Annotated in this window: 17 protein-coding genes and 1 pseudogene; 17 read left to right on the forward strand and 1 reads right to left on the reverse strand. The window is 44.2% G+C overall.

Annotated elements, in window-relative coordinates; translation table 11 throughout:
• Positions 1-49: 49 nt before the first annotated feature.
• The 11 genes and pseudogenes from ureA to pgl all read left to right on the forward strand — a co-directional run bounded on the left by ureA (position 50) and on the right by pgl (position 9,635).
• Positions 50-352: an urease subunit gamma gene (gene ureA, locus BM176_RS26705; protein WP_090107471.1), complete on the forward strand. Its 303-nt coding sequence runs from the start codon at positions 50-52 to the stop codon at positions 350-352.
• A gap of 10 nt (positions 353-362) precedes the next feature.
• Positions 363-662: pseudogene (gene ureB, locus BM176_RS26710) on the forward strand (urease subunit beta); the annotation flags it as partial.
• A gap of 62 nt (positions 663-724) precedes the next feature.
• Positions 725-2,440 carry an urease subunit alpha gene (ureC, locus tag BM176_RS26715; RefSeq protein ID WP_090107473.1) on the forward strand — a complete coding sequence of 572 codons (1,716 nt, stop codon included), beginning with the start codon at positions 725-727 and terminating at the stop codon, positions 2,438-2,440.
• 28 nt (positions 2,441-2,468) lie between these two features.
• Positions 2,469-2,972: an urease accessory protein UreE gene (ureE, locus tag BM176_RS26720; RefSeq protein WP_090107474.1), complete on the forward strand. Its 504-nt coding sequence runs from the start codon at positions 2,469-2,471 to the stop codon at positions 2,970-2,972.
• A 6-nt stretch (positions 2,973-2,978) separates the two neighbouring features.
• Positions 2,979-3,665, forward strand: coding sequence for an urease accessory protein UreF (locus tag BM176_RS26725; protein ID WP_090107475.1), 687 nt, complete (start codon positions 2,979-2,981; stop codon positions 3,663-3,665).
• Positions 3,666-3,668: 3 nt separating this feature from the next.
• Positions 3,669-4,307, forward strand: a complete 639-nt coding sequence (ureG, locus tag BM176_RS26730) for an urease accessory protein UreG (protein WP_090107476.1) — start codon at positions 3,669-3,671, stop codon at positions 4,305-4,307.
• The gene (locus BM176_RS26735) at positions 4,304-5,086 is read left to right on the forward strand and encodes an urease accessory protein UreD (protein WP_090107477.1); all 783 of its coding nucleotides are present in this window, start codon (positions 4,304-4,306) and stop codon (positions 5,084-5,086) included. The genes ureG and BM176_RS26735 overlap by 4 nt, the downstream gene beginning before the upstream one ends.
• 81 nt (positions 5,087-5,167) lie before the next feature.
• Positions 5,168-5,869 (forward strand): urease accessory protein UreH domain-containing protein, encoded by a 702-nt coding sequence (locus tag BM176_RS26740; RefSeq protein WP_090107620.1) that lies wholly within the window; start codon positions 5,168-5,170, stop codon positions 5,867-5,869.
• A gap of 88 nt (positions 5,870-5,957) precedes the next feature.
• Entirely contained in the window at positions 5,958-7,370 is a 1,413-nt protein-coding gene (gndA, locus tag BM176_RS26745) for an NADP-dependent phosphogluconate dehydrogenase (RefSeq protein ID WP_090107478.1), read from the forward strand.
• 26 nt (positions 7,371-7,396) lie between these two features.
• Positions 7,397-8,902 carry a glucose-6-phosphate dehydrogenase gene (gene zwf, locus BM176_RS26750; protein ID WP_090107479.1) on the forward strand — a complete coding sequence of 502 codons (1,506 nt, stop codon included), beginning with the start codon at positions 7,397-7,399 and terminating at the stop codon, positions 8,900-8,902.
• A gap of 7 nt (positions 8,903-8,909) precedes the next feature.
• Complete coding sequence (gene pgl / locus BM176_RS26755) at positions 8,910-9,635, forward strand: 6-phosphogluconolactonase (RefSeq protein WP_090107480.1); 726 nt, start codon at positions 8,910-8,912, stop codon at positions 9,633-9,635.
• Between the two features lie 237 nt (positions 9,636-9,872).
• On the opposite strand, the gene BM176_RS26760 is transcribed toward pgl, so the two are convergent.
• On the reverse strand, positions 9,873-11,429 hold the full coding sequence (locus BM176_RS26760) for an FMN-binding glutamate synthase family protein (RefSeq protein ID WP_090107481.1): 1,557 nt from the start codon (positions 11,427-11,429) through the stop codon (positions 9,873-9,875).
• A 206-nt stretch (positions 11,430-11,635) separates the two neighbouring features.
• Here BM176_RS26760 and BM176_RS26765 point away from each other — a divergent pair, with 206 nt between their 5' ends.
• From BM176_RS26765 to BM176_RS26790, 6 genes are all read left to right on the forward strand, one after another.
• Positions 11,636-14,209, forward strand: coding sequence for a family 20 glycosylhydrolase (locus BM176_RS26765; RefSeq protein WP_090107482.1), 2,574 nt, complete (start codon positions 11,636-11,638; stop codon positions 14,207-14,209).
• A 286-nt stretch (positions 14,210-14,495) separates the two neighbouring features.
• Positions 14,496-14,936, forward strand: coding sequence for a universal stress protein (locus BM176_RS26770; RefSeq protein ID WP_090107483.1), 441 nt, complete (start codon positions 14,496-14,498; stop codon positions 14,934-14,936).
• A 136-nt stretch (positions 14,937-15,072) separates the two neighbouring features.
• Complete coding sequence (locus BM176_RS26775) at positions 15,073-17,622, forward strand: phosphatidylglycerol lysyltransferase domain-containing protein (RefSeq protein WP_255373592.1); 2,550 nt, start codon at positions 15,073-15,075, stop codon at positions 17,620-17,622.
• A 20-nt stretch (positions 17,623-17,642) separates the two neighbouring features.
• Entirely contained in the window at positions 17,643-18,362 is a 720-nt protein-coding gene (locus tag BM176_RS26780) for an AcvB/VirJ family lysyl-phosphatidylglycerol hydrolase (protein WP_090107485.1), read from the forward strand.
• Between the two features lie 230 nt (positions 18,363-18,592).
• A complete protein-coding gene (locus tag BM176_RS26785) occupies positions 18,593-18,949 on the forward strand; it encodes a hypothetical protein (protein ID WP_090107486.1) in 357 nt (118 codons plus the stop codon).
• Between the two features lie 84 nt (positions 18,950-19,033).
• Positions 19,034-19,306: a hypothetical protein gene (locus BM176_RS26790; protein WP_090107487.1), complete on the forward strand. Its 273-nt coding sequence runs from the start codon at positions 19,034-19,036 to the stop codon at positions 19,304-19,306.
• Positions 19,307-19,514: the final 208 nt, after the last annotated feature.

Consider the following 19,514-nt stretch of genomic DNA (forward strand, 5'->3'; position numbering starts at 1 on the left):
CTATCCTCATTCTTTTCAAGGACGCGACTGCTAACCAAAATCGAAATTTATGCATTTAACAGCAAGGGAAACAGAGAAACTGTTATTATATCTGGCCGGTGAACTGGCGGAAAAACGAAGAGCAAGAGGTCTGAAACTGAATTATCCCGAAGCCATAGCACTCATCAGCAGTCATTTACAGGAAGGTGCCCGCGATGGCAAAACAGTGGCTCAGCTGATGCAATATGGCGCTACTATTCTAACCAGGGAAGATGTGATGGAAGGCGTACCGGAAATGATAGAAGAGATTCAGATAGAAGCTACTTTCCCCGATGGTTCAAAATTAGTTACCGTACATCATCCTATCAGATAAACAATCCATTATGATTCCCGGAGAATATTTTATCAACCCTGGCTCTATTGAAGCCAATACCGGCCGTAAAACTGTCCGGGTAACCGTAGTCAATACCGGCGACAGGCCCGTTCAGATTGGTTCCCACTGTCATTTCTTTGAAGTGAACCGGATGTTGTCATTTAACCGGGAAGCCGCTTTTGGCATGCGGCTGAATATTATGGCGGGTACTGCTGTTCGCTTTGAACCGGGAGAAGAAAAGAGCATCGACCTGGTAGCACTGGGTGGAGCAAGGCGTGCCTTTGGAATGAATAACCTGGTGAATGGAGATACAACAACTGAAGCTGCTTTGCAACAGGCAATGCAGAAAATCACCGATCAACAATTTAAACAATGAGCTTACAGATAAACAGGAACCGCTATGCGGCCATGTATGGTCCCACTACCGGCGATAAGATCCGTTTGGGTGATACAGACCTTATTATTGAAATAGAGCATGACCATACCGTATATGGCGATGAAGCCAAATTTGGCGGTGGCAAAACTATCCGGGATGGGATGTCACAATCCTCTACTGCTGTGAGAGATGAAGGAGTGCTGGATATGGTGATCACCAGTGTGATGATCATTGACCACTGGGGTATTGTAAAAGCAGATATTGGTATTAAGGATGGTAAAATAGTGCGGATAGGAAAAGCCGGTAATCCGGATACGATGGATGGTGTAGACCCGGATATGATTATTGGCGCCAGCACAGAGGTGCACGGTGGAGCGGGCCTGATTGCAACTGCCGGCGGTATCGATACGCATATTCATTTTATCAGCCCGCAGCAGATCACGCACGCATTACACAGCGGTATCACCACCATGATAGGAGGAGGTACCGGCCCTGCAGATGGAACTAATGCGACTACAGTAACACCGGGTAAGTGGTTCATCCGTAAAATGCTGGAAGCTGCAGATGCCTTTCCTATGAACCTTGGTTTCCTGGGCAAAGGGAATTGCGCTACCGAACCTCCTCTTTGGGAACAGATAGAAGCAGGTGCACTGGGGCTGAAAATTCATGAGGACTGGGGCTCTTCGCCTGCCGTAATCGATGCTGCTCTGAAAGCTGCTGATAAATATGATGTGCAGGTAGCTATTCACACAGATACGCTGAATGAATCCGGCTTCCTGGAAGATACCATCAACGCAATCAATGGCAGGGTAATCCATACTTACCATACAGAAGGCGCCGGTGGAGGTCATGCACCCGATATCATCAAAGCAGCTATGTATCCTAACATACTGCCATCATCTACTAATCCAACACGTCCTTATACGGTAAATACCATTGATGAGCACCTGGATATGCTGATGGTTTGTCACCATCTCGATAAAAGCGTACCGGAAGATGTGGCTTTCGCAGATTCCCGTATCAGGCCGGAAACTATTGCTGCGGAAGATATTCTGCACGATATGGGTGTTTTCAGCATGATGAGCTCCGACTCGCAGGCGATGGGACGGGTAGGAGAGGTGATAATCCGCACCTGGCAAACGGCAGATAAAATGAAAAAACAACGTGGTATGCTGGCTCCGGATGCTGATAATGACAACTTCCGCGTGAAACGTTATGTTGCCAAATACACCATCAATCCCGCAATTACACACGGGATTGCGGACTATGTGGGATCACTGGAATCCGGTAAACTGGCAGATCTGGTGCTATGGAAACCGGCCCTGTTTGGCGTTAAACCAGAGATGATCATTAAAGGGGGGATGATTATCTGTAGTCGAATGGGAGATCCGAATGCTTCCATCCCAACTCCACAACCAGTGATGTATCGTGAAATGTTCGGTGCCTTTGGGAAGGCATTACATAATACATGTGTTTCCTTTGTTTCCCAGGCTGCAATTGATAATGGTATTGCAAAGGAATATGGTTTACAGAAAATAGTATTACCGGTAAAAAACTGCCGTAACATCGGCAAAAAAGACCTCATACATAATAACAGCACTCCAGATATAAAAGTGAATCCTGAAACATATGAAGTGGCAGTAGATGGGAAAGTGATTACCTGCGAACCTGCTACTGTATTACCGTTGGCACAACGATATTTTTTGTTCTGAGATGACGCGGATAACTGAAAGATAACACATGACTGTTATAGAATCAATACAGGGAAATATACAGACTGTTCCGCTTCACAACCGGACAACAGATACCCTGTTGCTGGAATGGTTTGAAACCGGCAAGCGTGTATTGCGGCGGTCAACTGTGAATGGTCGCGAAATTGCCCTGCGTTTTCTGCGGGAAGCTCCTTTATTACAGGAAGGCGATATCCTGTATATGGATGAACATACAATCATTGCTGTTACTATTGCCCCGGCAACAGCTATTGTACTTACGCCTGCAACAATGGCTGATATGGCGGCTATCTGTTATGAAATCGGTAACAAACACCTGCCTTTATTTTTGCAGGGCAATCAGGTGTTGATTCCTTTTGAAGAACCGTTATTCCGCTGGTTAGAGGCACGTGGTTATGTGCCTGCTAAGGAAGAACGTACACTCTCGAATATGTTGCGGAGTAATGTCATGCCGCATAATCATACCTCAGGAAGTTCCTTGTTCAGTAAGATTCTGCAGCTCACGTCCAAATAGAAATATATGCAAACCTGGTTACCGCATCTGCTTCATCTTTCGGATCCTACCTTACCTGTTGGAGCTTATACACATTCTAACGGATTGGAAACATATGTGCAGCAGGGACTGGTCAGCAATGGAAAACAGGCAACGGCGTATATCCGTAATATGCTGGAGCATAACCTGCCGTATAATGATGCTTTATTTGTTGTACTGGCATATAGAGTCGCAGAAGCAAACGATGTAGAACAGCTGATTTTACTTGACCAGGAATGTACTGCCCTGAAGGCCCCCCAGGAGTTAAGGGTGGCCAGTCAGAAGCTGGGCATACGACTGATCAAGTTACTTACACCTTTAACAGATCATGCATTTGGTAATGCTTATTCAACCGCTATCCGCAAAGGAATGGCAACCGGACATTACAGTCTGGTATATGGAGTGTACGCCTTTCTGTTAGGTGTCCCGTTGCAGGAAGCTTTAACTGCCTATTATTATAATGCAGCTACGGGAATGGTAACAAACTGTGTGAAGCTGGTACCACTCGGGCAACAGGAAGGACAGCAGATTCTTTTTGCACTGTTACCTTTACTACCACAACTGGCAGCGCAGACACTTACTATACCGAGACGGCTGGCAGGCCGTTGCAGTTTTGCATTTGATATCAGGAGCATGCAGCATGAGCGCCTGTATTCACGATTATATATGTCATAAACTATGGAACAGAGAACATACATAAAAATAGGTGTAGCCGGCCCCGTAGGAGCAGGTAAAACAGCATTGATAGAAAGGCTGTCCCGGCAAATGAGCGGACAGTATAGTCTGGCAGTTATCACCAATGATATTTATACAAAAGAAGATGCAGAGTTCCTTGTAAAGAATAGCCTGTTGCCGGCAGAACGGATTATTGGTGTAGAAACCGGTGGTTGTCCGCATACGGCTATCCGGGAAGATGCCAGCATGAACCTGGAAGCAGTGGAAGAGATGGCAACCCGTTTCCCGGATGTGGAGATCATCTTCATTGAAAGTGGAGGAGACAATCTGTCGGCTACCTTCAGTCCTGATCTGGCAGACGTAACCATCTTCGTGATTGATGTAGCAGAAGGCGACAAGATTCCCCGTAAGGGAGGGCCGGGTATTACCCGTTCAGACCTGCTGGTAATCAATAAAATAGACCTTGCACCCTATGTGAATGCCAACCTTGAAGTGATGGAACACGATGCCCGGAAAATGCGGCAGGGGAGGCCCTTTGTATTTACCAATATGATGAACCTTCATGGATTGGATGCAGTAATTGGCTGGATCAGAAAAGATGCATTACTGGAAACGGTGGAGGAGCCAGCCCTGTTAAAATGATCAGTGAACTACAAATAAAGGCCGGCTGCCGGAATGAAACGACCTTTTTAAAGCATAGTTATTTTACCAGGCCATTCAAACTGGCAGATGTCAGTGAAAAGGGAGCAACTGTATTGCACCTGGTAATGATGAGTGCTTCGCCGGGCATCCTGGATGGAGATGACTATGAGATTACGGTGGAGCTGGCAGAAGGCACACATGTGCACCTGTACACACAATCTTATCAACGGATCTTTAACATGCAGAAGGGCGCAAAACAGCAGATCAGGATAGATATGGGTGCTGGCAGCAGCTTCTGCTATTTGCCACATCCTTCAGTTCCGCATGAGCAGTCCGTTTTTGAAGGATACAATCGGATTAACCTGGGAATGGATTGCCGCCTGATATGGGGAGAGATCATTACCTGTGGACGTAAGCTGAGTGGAGAAGTATTCCGTTGCCGTCTTTTCCAGAGTATTACAGAGGTATACCGGGAAGAAAAGTTGTTATTTAAAGATGTAACGGTTTTGCAACCGCAACAGATCCCTGCAGATGTGACAGGACAATGGGAACAGTATACACACCAGGCAGCATTATACTGGCATGATGAATCCAGGGATATGACTGCTATGGCAGATATTATCAATGATCTGCTCTCTCATGAGAAAGATATCGCCGGAGGTGTATCGCAGACTGCTTCAGGTGCATTGTTACTACGCATTCTGGGGCAGGGGGGAGAGCAGTTGTATAATATCTTTAAAATGGTAGCGAGATTGGCAGAAGAAGAAAGGATGTTATAGATCATAAAACAAAAGGTCTTTAAAAAAGGTGCAGCAGCAAAAGAGACCTGTTTTAGGATGAAAGCTGTAAATGAATGTTATATGAACACCGAATTGCAGATGTTATTATTTACGGCAGTTACCATCAGTTGTTTACACACTGTAACCGGGCCGGATCATTATATCCCGTTCATCGCATTGAGCAGGGCGAGGGACTGGACTGCAACCAGAACCGTGATGTGGACGCTGCTCTGCGGACTGGCGCACGTGGGAAGTTCTATACTGCTGGGGATTCTGGGCATAGGTATGGGATGGTCTTTGTCCAGGATTGGCGGACTGGAAAACCTCAGAGGAGGGATTGCTGGTTGGGCTTTACTCTCTTTCGGTCTTCTCTATACGGTCTGGGGGATCAAAAGAGCCTGGCAGAATAAAGCGCACAGACACTTTGACATCTATGACGACGGCAATATTTATGTATACGAACACCAGCACGGGGATGTTGTTTATCCACAGGAAAGAAGGAAGGTAACACCCTGGATTATGCTGCTCATCTTTGGTCTTGGTCCCTGTGAACCATTGATTCCTCTGCTTACTTATCCTGCTGCCCGGCATTCTGCATATGGCATGGTAATGCTGGTGGTTATTTTTACCATTTTTACCCTGCTAACTATGATTGTGATGGTATTATTGGGATATTATGGGTTTTCTTTTTTAAGAACCAGCCGCCTTGAAAAGTATGTTCATGCGCTGGGAGGCTTTACCATCTTTATTTGCGGGGTCGGGATGGTGTTTTTGGAATGGTAATAGAATTGCCATATAAAAAGTAGTGTTTCCCATTTTCAACATCTTTCCTAATTTTACATTTATTCTTAAGGCACTTACACGATAATTTATGGCACAAAGCGTATTCGATTTTGGCATGATTGGCTTGGGCGTAATGGGACGTAACCTGTTGCTAAACATGGCTGATCATGGTTTTTCCGTTATTGGGTTTGATAAAGATACTACCAAGACCGGGGCCCTCGAATCGGCGGCATCACCGGGCACTACTGTAAAAGGTGTGGCGGAACTTGCAACAATGGTCCAGTTACTGCAAAGTCCGCGAAAGCTGATGATGCTTGTACCTGCCGGGAAGCCTGTGGATGATGTGATTGAATCCCTGATCCCGTTGCTGGAAAAGGGCGATGTAGTGATCGACGGTGGTAATTCCCATTATACAGATACCGTACGACGGGTTAAATATCTGCGCGAGAAAGGCATTCACTTTATGGGGATGGGTGTATCTGGCGGTGAAAGCGGTGCCCGCAGAGGCCCAAGCATCATGCCAGGTGGCGACAAGGCGGCTTACGAGAAAGTAAAGCCAATGCTGGAAGCCATTTCTGCCAAGGTAGATAATACGCCCTGCGTAGCCTATCTGGGAACAGAAGGTGCCGGTCATTATGTGAAGATGGTGCATAACGGTATTGAATATTCTATAATGCAGCTGATCAGCGAAGCCTATGCATTGCTGAAACATGGCGGCCTGGATAACGATCAGTTACATCAGACATTCAAAACCTGGAATGAAGGTGCACTGCAATCTTTCCTGGTAGAGATCACTGCTGATATCTTCCTTCAGAAAGACGACAAAACTTCTGCACGTCTGGTAGATGTGATCTCTGATAAAGCAGGATCTAAAGGTACCGGTAAATGGACCTCCCAGGATGCGATGGAATTACCATCTGCAATACCGGTAATTGATACCGCTGTAGCAATGCGTACCTTATCTGCATATAAAGACGAACGCGTAGAGGCAGCTAAAATATACAGCGCACCTGCTGCTGCATTTAACACACCAGCAGAAACCTGGATCAAACAGATCCATGATGCTTTATACTTTGGTGTAATCATCAGTTATGCACAGGGACTGGCGATGCTGCATCAGGCATCTAAAGAACTGGCAATGGAGATTCCTTTACCTGAAGTAGTGAAGGTATGGAGAGGTGGATGTATCATCCGTTCTACCTTACTGGAAGTATATATGAAAGCTTACAAGGCATCTCCGGATCTGCCAAATATCTTATTGAACAAAGAAGTAGCAACTTTAATAGAGAATGCACTCACCAATACCCGTTCAGTGGTAGCACAGGCTGCACAGAGTGGTATTGCTGCTGCAGGGATCATGTCTGCACTGGGGTATTTCGACGCCTATCGTACAGAACGTATGCCTACCAATCTGGTACAGGCACAACGTGACTACTTTGGTGCACATACTTATCAGCGTACAGATCTTCCAGGCAGTTTCCATACAGTATGGGGTGAGTAGGATAGGGTAATGTTAAAAAGACAGTCATGACAAATCACAAACGTCCGCCAGCTTCGATCCTATTTATTTTTGGTGGCAGCGGCGACCTGAATTACAGAAAACTCACACCGGCATTATATAATCTCTTTCTGGATGATTATATGCCTGAACAATTTGAAATTGCTGGTATAGGACGTAGCGCCTATACAATTGATGCATACCATGAGCATTTACAGGATGGGATCAGTAAATTTTCCCGTCGTAAAGGAGAACAGAACGGGCACTGGAAAGATTTCAGTCAGCATGTTACTTACCTGCAAATGGATGCAGAAGATCAGGCGGCATATAGTGCCATCACCGATCTTGTAAAATCAAAGGAAACAGAATGGGGTACACATCCTAATGTGATTTTTTACCTGGCAGTAGCGCCGCAACTGGTGCCAGCCATTGCCACGAAACTGGGCAGCCTGAATCTGTGCAGCGATAAATGCTCTACCCGTATAGTAATAGAAAAACCATTCGGTCATGACCTGCAAAGCGCACATGATCTGAATACCCTCCTGGGCCGTATGTTCTCTGAAGAACAGATCTATCGTATAGATCACTATCTGGGTAAAGAAACCGTACAGAACATCATTGCACTGCGTTTCGCAAACGCTATGTTTGAACCGGTATGGAACCGTAACTATATCGATCACATACAGATTACAGCATCTGAAACCGTAGGGCTGGAAGGCCGTGGCGGATATTATGAGAAATCAGGTGCCCTCAGGGATATGGTACAGAACCATATCCTGCAGATCCTTTGTATGATAGCTATGGAAGCTCCGGTATCTTTCGATGCAAATGAGATCCGTAATAAAAAAGTAGATGTACTGAATGCGATCCGTCCTTTTGCAAAAGACAAGGTGCACGAGAATGCCGTACGCGGACAATACTCTAAAGGATGGAGACAAGGCAAGGAAGTTCCTGGTTACAGGGAAGAAAAGGGAGTAGATCCTTCATCTGCTACTGATACCTATGCGGCAGTTAAGTTCTATATCGACAACTGGCGCTGGCAGGGTGTTCCCATCTATGTACGCACAGGTAAACATCTTCACCAGAAAGCAACCAACATCACGCTGCAGTTCAGACAGGCACCGCATTATGCATTCCCTGTAGAATCTGCGGAGACATGGCGCCCCAACCGTCTTACCATCAGCATACAGCCCGAAATGGATATCCGTATGCGTTTCCAGGCTAAACGTCCTGGTCAGAGTATGACGCTGGAGCCGGTAGAAATGGTGTTTAACTTCGATCACCAATATGGTGATGATCATGCTCCTGAGGCGTATGAAACACTATTGCTGGATGTAATGGAGGGCGATGCTACACTTTTCATGCGTGCAGACCAGGTAGAAGCTGCCTGGAAAGTAATTATGCCTATCCTGGAAACATGGGAAACCCGTACGCCGGTAGATTTTCCTAATTATGCACCAGATTCATGGGGTCCCGAAGATGCAGATGCAATGATCGCAAGGGATGGCCATAGCTGGACAAATCTGCCGAAATAAATAACTTATGGAATTACACATAGCCCAAAATACGCAGGAGCTTAGCGAGAACCTGGCCGCCTGGATTAGTAATTATATCCAGGAAGTATTGCAGGACCAACCCATTTTTACACTGGTACTTTCCGGTGGTAATACGCCAAAGCAACTTTTCGCATTGTTGGCAAAGGAGCCTTATAAAATCATGATCCCCTGGGAAAGGATTCATTTCTTCTGGGGAGATGAACGGGCAGTACCTTTCGAAGATGAGCGGAACAACGCCCGGATGGCATATGAAACATTGCTGGATGTGGTAGATATTCCGGAACAGAATATCCATGTAATGCGCACAGATATTCCTCCGGAAGAATCAGCTGAAGCATATGAGAAAATTCTGCGTAATTACTTTAAGGATGGTGAAACCACTTTCGACCTTGTGTTATTAGGTATGGGTGATGACGGGCATACCCTTTCATTGTTTCCCGGTACACCTATAGTACATGAAGAGGTAGCTTGGGTAAAATCATTCTTCCTGTCAGCACAGGATATGTATCGTATTACGCTGACTGCACCGGTCGTGAATCAGGCGGCATGTGTAATATTTATGACTACCGGTACGGGTAAATCGCTTACACTGAAGAATGTAATCGAAGGCACCTTTAATCCCGATAAATTCCCTTCACAGTTGATAAGACCTGAAGATGGAGAATTGCACTGGTTTGTAGATGAAGCCGCTGCTGGTGCACTGGAAATGTAACAGTTAATATAATTAACAGGGCCAGATGATCGCATAAACGAAATTCAGGGCCATGAATAAAAAAGCCTGTATCGTACTTATGATACAGGCTTTTTTTATTGAAAGGCTATTTCAAATAATTGTAAAACTATTGGGGGTAATCATTATTGTCAGATAATGGCATACTTATCCCATACTTATTCCATACCTATCCTCATCCTATACCTATCTTATACTTGTCAGTGTAAATCCAGATACTTACCATCTATCACTACTTACTGATTCTATCACATTGTCATTTAATAAGGCTCCTACGGGAGTCCCGGGATAAATCTCTTCAAAGCTGCGTACCTGGTTCATAAATACCCGTCGTGAAATATGACTACGGGTAATTTGGTGAGGATCTGTTAGTCCGGCAGCAGCCGTCAGCTCAATTGCGCTTTCTACAGTATCCCTGTGGTAGTTAGCCACACGGTGTTTTTTATCTTCTACTACCAGTCCGGCCATCAGCCATTTATCCTGTGTGGCTACGCCGGTAGGGCAGCGGTTTGTATTACATACCAATGCCTGGATACAGCCTAAAGCCATCATCATGGCACGGGCACTATTACAGGTATCTGCACCTAACGCCATTGCCCGGAGGATATGATAGCCGGTAAGCACTTTGCCGGAAGCAATCAGTTTTACTTTATGACGGATGTTGTATCCTTTGAGCGTATCATGTACAAATGCCAGAGCATCCATCAGTGGCATTCCTACAGAGTTGGAAAACTCAGGAGGTGCAGCACCTGTACCCCCTTCTCCGCCATCGATGGTAATAAAGTCGGGGTAACAGCCGGTTTCCAGCATCGCTTTGCAGATAGCATGAAATTCCGGTTTCTGGCCAATGCATAACTTAAAGCCTACCGGTTTACCACCACTCAGCTTACGCAGCTGACTGATGAATGTCACCATCTGGCGGGGCGTATTGAATGCCGTATGATAAGGAGGAGAGGCAACTGTTGTATTCGGTTTTACATGCCTTATTGCAGCAATTTCCGGTGTATTTTTAGAAGCAGGTAAAATACCCCCATGACCGGGTTTTGCACCCTGGGATATTTTCAGCTCGATCATTTTTATCTGTGGAAGAGCGCTCTTCTCCGCAAACAGTTTCTCGTCAAAGTTCCCTTCCTCATTACGACATCCAAAGTAACCAGTACCTATCTGCCAGATAATATCTCCTCCCTGATTCAGGTGGTGTTCACTGATCCCGCCTTCGCCGGTATTATGCGCAAAGCCTCCTATTTTAGCTCCTCCATTCAATGCTTCTACCGCATTGGAACTGAGTGAGCCATAACTCATGGCAGATACATTCAGGATACTCGCAGAATAGGGCTGTGTACATTCATCACCCCCAAAAAGCACCCGGGGATCTTTATTCATCTTATCGAAAGAGCGGGGTTGGATGGAATGTGCCATCCACTCATACCCTTCCGCATATACATTGAACTGGGTACCAAACGGCTGAGAGTTCAGCTCTCTTTTAGCACGCTGGTAAATAGTGGAGCGGTCTACCCGGTTTATAGGGCTGCCGTCAATATCACTTTCAACGAAGTACTGGTAGATTTTTGGGCGGATATCTTCCATGAAATAACGCAAACGTCCCACAATAGGATAATTGCGCATGATAGCATGTTTCTTCTGTGAAATATCTATCAATCCCATGATAATGAGTGGTATTATCAATACCAGCAACCAATATGTCCAAGGAAAAAAATAACCTAGTGCCGCAATTAGAGCCACACTGCCAAACGAAAATGCAATAAATCCCTTCATATATAGATCCCTTTTGATAAATAAAGATAGGGAAAATCAAAAAAGGGAACACTTTCTCTTATATCCGGGGTAAGATCCCCTTTGTGGGTAAAATTCATGATTGCGCAACTCCTTAAATGGGCCATAATTGAGGAAAAACCTGGCCGATACCTGTTTGTTTTGCAACAGTATAACATTATCTTACGTGCAGCTAATATAGTTCACTTATGAATCTTCGCCATTTGCTTTTAGTATGTGGTCTGCTTTCTGTTGTTCTTGCACCAGTTTTTGCGCAGGCACCTTTTGATGCTTCCCGTTTAAAAGTATCCTGGGAGGTAGTAGAAAACCACCACCAGGGGAAAGACGAGTTCCTCTCCATATATACGATTGTGAATACCGGTAAGACACCATTACCCGCACAAGGCTGGCAGTTGTATTTCAACTTTGTACGATTCCTTAAACCCGGTGTTACTACCGGAGGAGTGAGTGCCTCACACATAAACGGAGATCTGTATAAACTAACGCCTACAGCAGAGAGCAAAGGCATAGCACCCGGCGATTCCCTGCGGATAGAACTGGTAGCAGAAGCCTGGGCAGTGAACTTCACAGATGCACCAGATGGTTTGTTCCTGGTATGGAATAATGATCCGGCTAAAGGGTATGCTATCAGGGATTATAGTATTCGTCCGTCCACACAGCCAAAACAATATCTGCGTTTTCCTGGAGATAAAACACCATTGCTTACCGCAGTAGATATCTATAAACAAAATAAGAATATTCCTGATATTCCGGCCGCAAAGCTACCACTGGTGTTCCCTACTCCACAGGAAGAGGTAACAGGAACGGGTATATATGTACTGGATGCCGGTGTACCTATTTATTGCAGCCCTTCATTTACAAGAGAAGCGGCTTATCTGTCAGGAGAGCTGGGGGCTATCCTGGAAAAGAGTCCGGCAGTAAGCCCGCTTAGTTCCGGTGGTAAAGGTATTGGATTGTTTACCGATAGTACACTTGCTCCTGAAGCATATACTTTAGAGGTAACAGCAAGTGGTATTATGATCCGGGCGGCAGATGGCGCAGGCATCTTTAACGGGATTCAATCGCTTAAAACCCTGATCCCGCCAGCGTCATGGGCTGGTAAGCAGAAATCAGTCAGCATACCTGTTGTTACAGTGAAAGATGCACCTCGCTATAGCTACCGTGCATTTATGCTGGATGTGGCGCGTAACTTTCACAGCAAGCGTGATGTGTTGAGGGTACTGGAAGTAATGTCTTTATACAAACTGAATGTATTGCATTTTCATCTCACAGATGATGAGGGCTGGAGACTGGAAATACCTTCTCTTCCTGAGCTGACAGCAGTTGGCGGGCATCGCGGATTTGATAAAGATGAAAAGAAATCATTACAACCGGCATATGGTTCCGGTCCAGATGTAGCAGATACAGCAGGTAGTGGTTTCTATACACGCAAAGATTTCATTGAAATCCTGCAGTATGCAACGGCAAGGCATATACGCGTGATTCCTGAAATAGAAACACCCGGTCATGCCCGTGCCGCAGTTAAAGCAATGGAAGCGCGTTACGATCAGTTGATGAAAGAAGGGCACCGTGAAAAAGCAGAAGAATATCTGTTAACAGATCTGGAAGATAAGTCCGAATACCATTCTGTACAGAACTGGAACGATAATGTGATCAACGTAGCATTGCCAGCTGTATATCATTTCCTTGATAAAGTAGTAGAAGAGGTACAATCCATGTATAAAGATGCGGGAGCGCCGCTTGAGTATGTACATATGGGGGGAGATGAAGTACCCGGTGGCGTATGGGAAAAGTCGCCGGTAGTAAAAGCGCTCATGGCAAAGGATAATCGCATTAAGAGTACTAATGATCTCTGGTATTACTATTATGGCAAAGTATACTCCCTGCTGAATGCAAGAGGACTGAAACTGTATGGATGGGAAGAGATGGGCATGCGTAAAACAACATTGGATGGCAAGCCATATAATATCCCTAATCCTGATTTCAGTAATGGCGGTTTTATGCTGGATGTATGGAATAACACGATGGGTGGCGGATCAGAAGATCTTGCTTACAGGCTGGCAAATGCGAACTACAAAGTGGTATTTTCCGGTGTAAGTAACCTGTATTTTGATATGGCTTATCAGAAAGTATTTGATGAACCAGGGTTCTACTGGGGCGGTTTTGTGGATATAGATAAGCCCTTCTATTTAATTCCGGAAGATTATTACAAGAACTCAAAAGTAGATGCATTGGACAACCCGTTGAGCCCGGATCTGTTCAAAGGAAAAGATCGCTTAACAGCATATGGCGCTGCTAACATTACGGGTATCCAGGGGTTACTGTGGAGTGAAACTGTAAAGAATTCTGCACGTATGGAATATATGCTGCTTCCCAAGTTATTGTCACTGGCGGAACGTGCCTGGGCTAAAAATCCTGAGTGGGCAATAGAAAAGGACAATGCAAAGAGCGACGCACTATATGAGAAGGCATGGGGTACATTTGCCAATGTACTGGGCAAACGTGAGCTGGTAAGGCTGGATCATTATAACGGCGGTTATCAGTACCGTATACCTACAGTAGGAGCTTCTGTAGTACAAGGTGCTGTTACGGCCAATTTGCAATTACCAGGACTTGCTATCAGATATACTACAGATGGTAAAGTACCTGATGCTAAAAGTAAGTTGTACACAACTCCGGTTACTGAGAAAGGGACTATCAGTTTTAAAGTATTTGATACCCGCGGGCGGAGTAGCAGGACTGTTACTGTAGTGAATAAATAGTTATTTCGATTAAATCACTATTATCTTGGTGAAAATGCAAACTCAATAAGCAATAACAGGCAATCCCATCTGGATAAAAAGTGAAGTGTCTCTTTTGGGGGCACTTCACTTTTTATTTATAATCAGGAAAATAAGAACTGGTTAAAAAGGTGGTACTCTTTTTAATAGCCTTAAAGATTTAATGAGGGAAATTCCCTTACTTATATTAAATTTGCCTTATAATTGAGATCACACTCATTTCCCGCCTGAACCTACTACGCATCCCTGCTCTTTAAAACCGATATATATGTCAAAGATTATGATAGCTGTAGATTTTAGCAGCTATTCCACCAGCGTTGTTGCTGCCGGTATGGAACTGGCAAAGAGTACAAAGTCGTCAGTAGTATTACTTTCTATTCTGGACAAAGTGGGAGAACTGATTCCTTCAATAGAAGGAGGATCTGCCTCTTCAGAAGAATGGGAGAACCGTGTGCAGGATGTGGCAACACGCCTGAGTGTTATTGCGGAATCGTACGATGATATATCCGTAAGCGTTAGTGCTATTATAGGGGATCCGAAAAAAGATATCCTTGAACAGACTATAGAACAGGATATCCAAACACTTGTAGTGGGTACACACGGGCGTACCGGGCTAGACCATTTACTGGTTGGCAGCACAGCGGAATTTGTGATCCGCCATTCCACTATACCTGTGTTGGTAGTTCCTTACAAACAAACAAAACATTAAAATTCACTTAAACTACTGGAGCTGATCCTTATTCGCCACAACTTACATGTAAATTTGTGTGTTGATGTTATAAGCATTTAACAACAAAATCGTACCTGTAATGCCATTGTTGGATAAGTTTAAATTAGGCCCGTTATTGCACAAGTTGCATTGGAAAGAGTTATTGTCTGTATTATTCATATTACTGGCTATTTACTTTTTCCGGCAGCAGCGGCATGAGTTGATGTCATTGATGCCAGCTATTGAACGGGCGAATCGTTTTTGGGTAATCTCAGGTATATCGCTGACCGGTGCATATATTTTGTTGCAGGCATTGATGTACAGTTATAGCTTCAAATCTATTGGTAGTAAATTAGATATAGAACGCTGCACTGATTTATTCCTGAAACGTAATCTGCTTAGTATCTTTTTACCCGCAGGTGGAGTGAGTTCTCTTGCCTACTTACCGCAGAGCCTTCGCCGCAGTCATATCAGCAAACAGCAGATTCACCAGGCATCCGGTATTTACGGTTTTACCGGCATATTCTCTGTATTCCTTGTTGGGATTCCGGTAGTAGGATATGCGATTCTGCATGATGAGTCTATGTTGGATGCAGTTGGCGGTTTGTTAGGTATTTGCCTCGTATTGGGACTTACGGTATGGATAGTACGTTCTTTCCAGATTAGAGGATATGCGTATAACCTGTTGCTTAAATATTTTCCAAAGGCGATTGTGCATGTAGATGGAATCTTTGCATTTAACCTGCATGGCTCTTCTTTTGCAAAAACGGTACTGGTGTCTGCCGGTATTGAGATCGTCGGAATTTCCCATCTGTATATCAGTATGCTGGCAACGGGTGTTACTCCTTCCCTGGAAGCTGCCTGTGTGGGATATATTGTTGCCACCATTTTCCTGATAATATCTCCTTTTCTCCGTGGATTGGGTGCTATAGAACTCTCGTTGGCATATTTGCTCACAAACTACGGATATACCACTTTACAGGCACTTGAAATCACATTGCTCTACCGTTTGTTTGAATTCTGGTTACCTCTCCTGGGTGGCATATTTGCTTTTGTGCTAAAAGGTAGACACCTGGTATTAAGACTGCTGCCTCCTGTGCTCATCTTCCTGCTCGGAATGGTAAATATCTTTTCTGTATTAACTCCTCCGCTGGCAAACCGTGTAACGGTGCTGAAAGCCTATATTCCCGGCGACAGTATCCATGCTTCTAATTTACTGGTCATATTCCTGGGGCTGGTATTGCTGGTAACGGCTACTTTCCTTTTCAGGGGATTACGGAGCGCATGGATTGTCGCATTATCTGTATCGGTACTTTCTGCCTTCGGACATATCAGTAAAGCATTGGACTATGAAGAGGCTATCCTGGCATTACTGACCAGCCTGATTCTGCTTATCACTGCCCGTCAGTATCGTGTAAAGAGTAACCGGCAATTGGTCAATATCGGGGTGGCTACGGCGGTGGCTACATTACTGGTGGTATTGATTTTCGGTACTATTGGGTTCTACTTCCTGAACGTCCGGCATTTTGGGATGGAATTTACCTGGATCCGTTCCCTACGGGCATCATTTCATGGTTTCCTGTTACTGGAAGATGATGGGTTACATCCTGTAACCCGTTTCGGCAGAGAGTTTTTAAGTGCCATACGTGTACTGGGGGTAGGCGCCTGGGCTTTTTTGTTCTATACCATTATCCGGCCTTATCTTCCTGTAGGAAAGCAAACAAATGCCGCGCTTGAAAAGGCACATTTCTATCTGAGTCAATACGGTAATTCTGCGATGGATCATTTTAAAGTAGCGGATGACAAGTTGTTATTTGTTTCAGAGTATAACCAGGGATTCATAGCTTATCGTGTAGCCAGTAGCTTCGCTATTGTATTGGAAGAGCCGGTTTGTGCGGAGGAAACCAAATTGCCTCTGTTACAGGAATTTGAGGCACAATGCCGCAAGATGGGGCTACGTCCCGCCTTTTACAGAGTAGATGAGCAAAGTATGTATTACTTCGAACATCTCAGAAAGAAAAAGTTGCTGATCGGGCAGGAGGGTATCATGGATGTGACCACATTTACGCTCAGCGGAAAGGATAAGAAGTCAATGCGTAACGGATTAAATAGTCTTGCTGCCAAAGGATATATCACTACCATGCACCATGCCCCGTTAACGGAAGAACTGGTACAGGAATTGAAAGAAGTATCAGATGAATGGTTGGAACAATATGATGTAAAGGAGCTAACTTTTTCACAAGGGTTGTTTGACGCAGACACTATTATGGAGCAGGATGTGATCACCATCACAGATGCAAATGGGCAGATTGCCGCTTTTCTGAATATCATTCCGGATTATGCACCTGGTGAATGTACCTATGATCTGATCAGGAAGCGAACGGACGCACCTGGTGGATGTATGGATGCATTGATTATCGCATTGATCCAGGATGCAAAGGATAAGGGTCTGCAATACCTGAACCTGGGGCTTGTACCTATGTCTGGAATAGAGCAGCCGCAAAATACAGCAGAACAGGTTGTGAAATTTGCCTATGAGAAAATAAAAGCATTCCGTCATTATCATGGATTACGGGAGTTTAAAGAAAAGTATGCTACTGAGTGGGCAAATAAATACCTGGTATACGAACATGACTTTGATCTTATCCAGTTGCCGGCAGCGTTAAGTAAGGTAATGAAAACGTAAAAGCGTAAACAGTGAACAATATGGGAAAAGGAAGGTATTCTCTTTTGATAGGATGCATGCTATTACTGGCAGCGGGAATCGTCAAAGCACAGACGGATATCAGCAAACTACCGGTAACGGTGAAGGTGCCTGCGAATGTTAGTGCAGAACATCCTATCGTATTTTTCATTACAGGAGATGGGGGAATGAAAAAGTTTTCTGCGGATATGGTAAACATTTTTGCCGGCCGGGGATATCCCGTTATAGGGTTAAATACGTTAAAATATTTCTGGAATAAAAAGAGCCCGCAGCAGGCTGCAGCAGACGTTTCTGCCCTGTTACAATATTATTCATCGCAGTGGAATAATCATGCCTTTATACTGGTTGGTTATTCTATGGGAGCAGATGTGTTGCCGTTCATTTATCAGCATCTGTCTGCAGTATTCCAGTCTCAGACACAACATCTGGTATTCATGTCACCTTCTGCAAGTACCGATATGGTAGTGCATATCTCCGATATGCTGGGTAAAACATCCACACCTGGCAGCATGAGTGTACCTGGTGCTATGAACAGTATTACGGGTAAGCCATTGTTATTGGTATTCGGGCAGGATGAAAAAGACTTTGATTTAAAATCTCTCACTATTAGTAATTACCACCAGATTGTATTACCCGGAGGGCATCACTACAATGAAGATGCGCAGAGTGTAGTGCAGCAAATACTCACACATTTATACTCAAAGACTACTCAGGGACACTAATTACTTTAACGGTGAATTAACAAGGGATTTCCGGTTGCATACAACTTATAGCGCTATTTAGCAGCTAACAATAGATGATTATTTCCTAATGTATTTTAGGTCATTAACAATTTATTAACCAATTTCTGCGCGCTGTAATGTAACATTACAACGTCGTACGGAACCCTATTCCGGTATCTACCGGGAAGGAATTTTTAATACGACTGAAGGTTACAATTTATTCAACTATTATGGATAAAAATAAAATACAAACTATAACATCTATAAGTGGCCATTTGTTCGCAGAGGTTGCTGTAGACAAGACTTTTAATGGTTGGTTTTTGATGAAAACTCCTCAGGTTTCAACCAGGGGAGTTTCTTTTTTTTCTAAAGCCACACGCTTTAAAAAACAAGTAGGCTGCGGCAAAGTAGCAGTAGAATTCTTTAGCTTGCAGACAGGTTATCCTGTATGCGGATTTTGCTTCGAACTAATACCCTCGAAATATATATTTATGGAAAATGCGCTTATGAATACCCGTAACGGTAGCCCTAATTTATTTTTAATCAGTAATGAAAAAGACACTATGCACACAATGTTACTCACATAAATCAGCATGGAGATAACCCATTGGAGATTAGGAAAAGTTGACTCACTATTTCAAATTCGTACATTGTAAACCCCGTATGCCAGCATGCCTAAACGTTATTTTGAAAGACTGCAGACCATTGATTACTTAATTAGAATCAAAGGCACAGGAAAGCCCGCCCATCTTGCCAAAAGATTGCGTATTTCCGAAAGAACATTATTTGAATTTTTAAAAATGATGAAAGAACTAGGAGCGCCTATAGCATACGACCGCTATAAAGAAAGCTATTATTACTCGGAAAAGGGCGGCTTTAATATCCGCTTTGTAAAGAACCTGGCATTAGTAATAAATCTATTAATGCTATCTGTTAGCTTTTGATCGCACTTCTCTTTAAGATTATTTATCCATCTGCATGCAGACTCGTAATATGCAGTGGATTCCCTTTGCCTGGGCGGAGTATGACTGCGGAGTATTCACTTCGCAGTTAACTCTGTATTAACTATTGCATTAACCCTTGATTAACTCCTGAAGAGATAAAGCTCTTTACCTTTCATTTTTGATCAAATGAAATTTGTTTTGCAACAGC

This window comes from Chitinophaga sp. CF118 (genome assembly GCF_900112615.1).
GTDB lineage: Bacteria > Bacteroidota > Bacteroidia > Chitinophagales > Chitinophagaceae > Chitinophaga.

Excerpts from the sequence above, each read along its gene's own strand:
- ureA (WP_090107471.1), top strand. The coding sequence starts at position 50 with ATGCATTTAACAGCAAGGGAAACAGAGAAACTGTTATTATATCTGGCC.
- ureC (WP_090107473.1), top strand. The coding sequence starts at position 725 with ATGAGCTTACAGATAAACAGGAACCGCTATGCGGCCATGTATGGTCCC.
- ureE (WP_090107474.1), top strand. The coding sequence starts at position 2,469 with ATGACTGTTATAGAATCAATACAGGGAAATATACAGACTGTTCCGCTT.
- BM176_RS26725 (WP_090107475.1), top strand. The coding sequence starts at position 2,979 with ATGCAAACCTGGTTACCGCATCTGCTTCATCTTTCGGATCCTACCTTA.
- ureG (WP_090107476.1), top strand. The coding sequence starts at position 3,669 with ATGGAACAGAGAACATACATAAAAATAGGTGTAGCCGGCCCCGTAGGA.
- BM176_RS26735 (WP_090107477.1), top strand. The coding sequence starts at position 4,304 with ATGATCAGTGAACTACAAATAAAGGCCGGCTGCCGGAATGAAACGACC.
- BM176_RS26740 (WP_090107620.1), top strand. The coding sequence starts at position 5,168 with ATGAACACCGAATTGCAGATGTTATTATTTACGGCAGTTACCATCAGT.
- gndA (WP_090107478.1), top strand. The coding sequence starts at position 5,958 with ATGGCACAAAGCGTATTCGATTTTGGCATGATTGGCTTGGGCGTAATG.
- zwf (WP_090107479.1), top strand. The coding sequence starts at position 7,397 with ATGACAAATCACAAACGTCCGCCAGCTTCGATCCTATTTATTTTTGGT.
- pgl (WP_090107480.1), top strand. The coding sequence starts at position 8,910 with ATGGAATTACACATAGCCCAAAATACGCAGGAGCTTAGCGAGAACCTG.
- BM176_RS26760 (WP_090107481.1), bottom strand. The coding sequence starts at position 11,429 with ATGAAGGGATTTATTGCATTTTCGTTTGGCAGTGTGGCTCTAATTGCG.
- BM176_RS26765 (WP_090107482.1), top strand. The coding sequence starts at position 11,636 with ATGAATCTTCGCCATTTGCTTTTAGTATGTGGTCTGCTTTCTGTTGTT.
- BM176_RS26770 (WP_090107483.1), top strand. The coding sequence starts at position 14,496 with ATGTCAAAGATTATGATAGCTGTAGATTTTAGCAGCTATTCCACCAGC.
- BM176_RS26780 (WP_090107485.1), top strand. The coding sequence starts at position 17,643 with ATGGGAAAAGGAAGGTATTCTCTTTTGATAGGATGCATGCTATTACTG.
- BM176_RS26785 (WP_090107486.1), top strand. The coding sequence starts at position 18,593 with ATGGATAAAAATAAAATACAAACTATAACATCTATAAGTGGCCATTTG.
- BM176_RS26790 (WP_090107487.1), top strand. The coding sequence starts at position 19,034 with ATGCCTAAACGTTATTTTGAAAGACTGCAGACCATTGATTACTTAATT.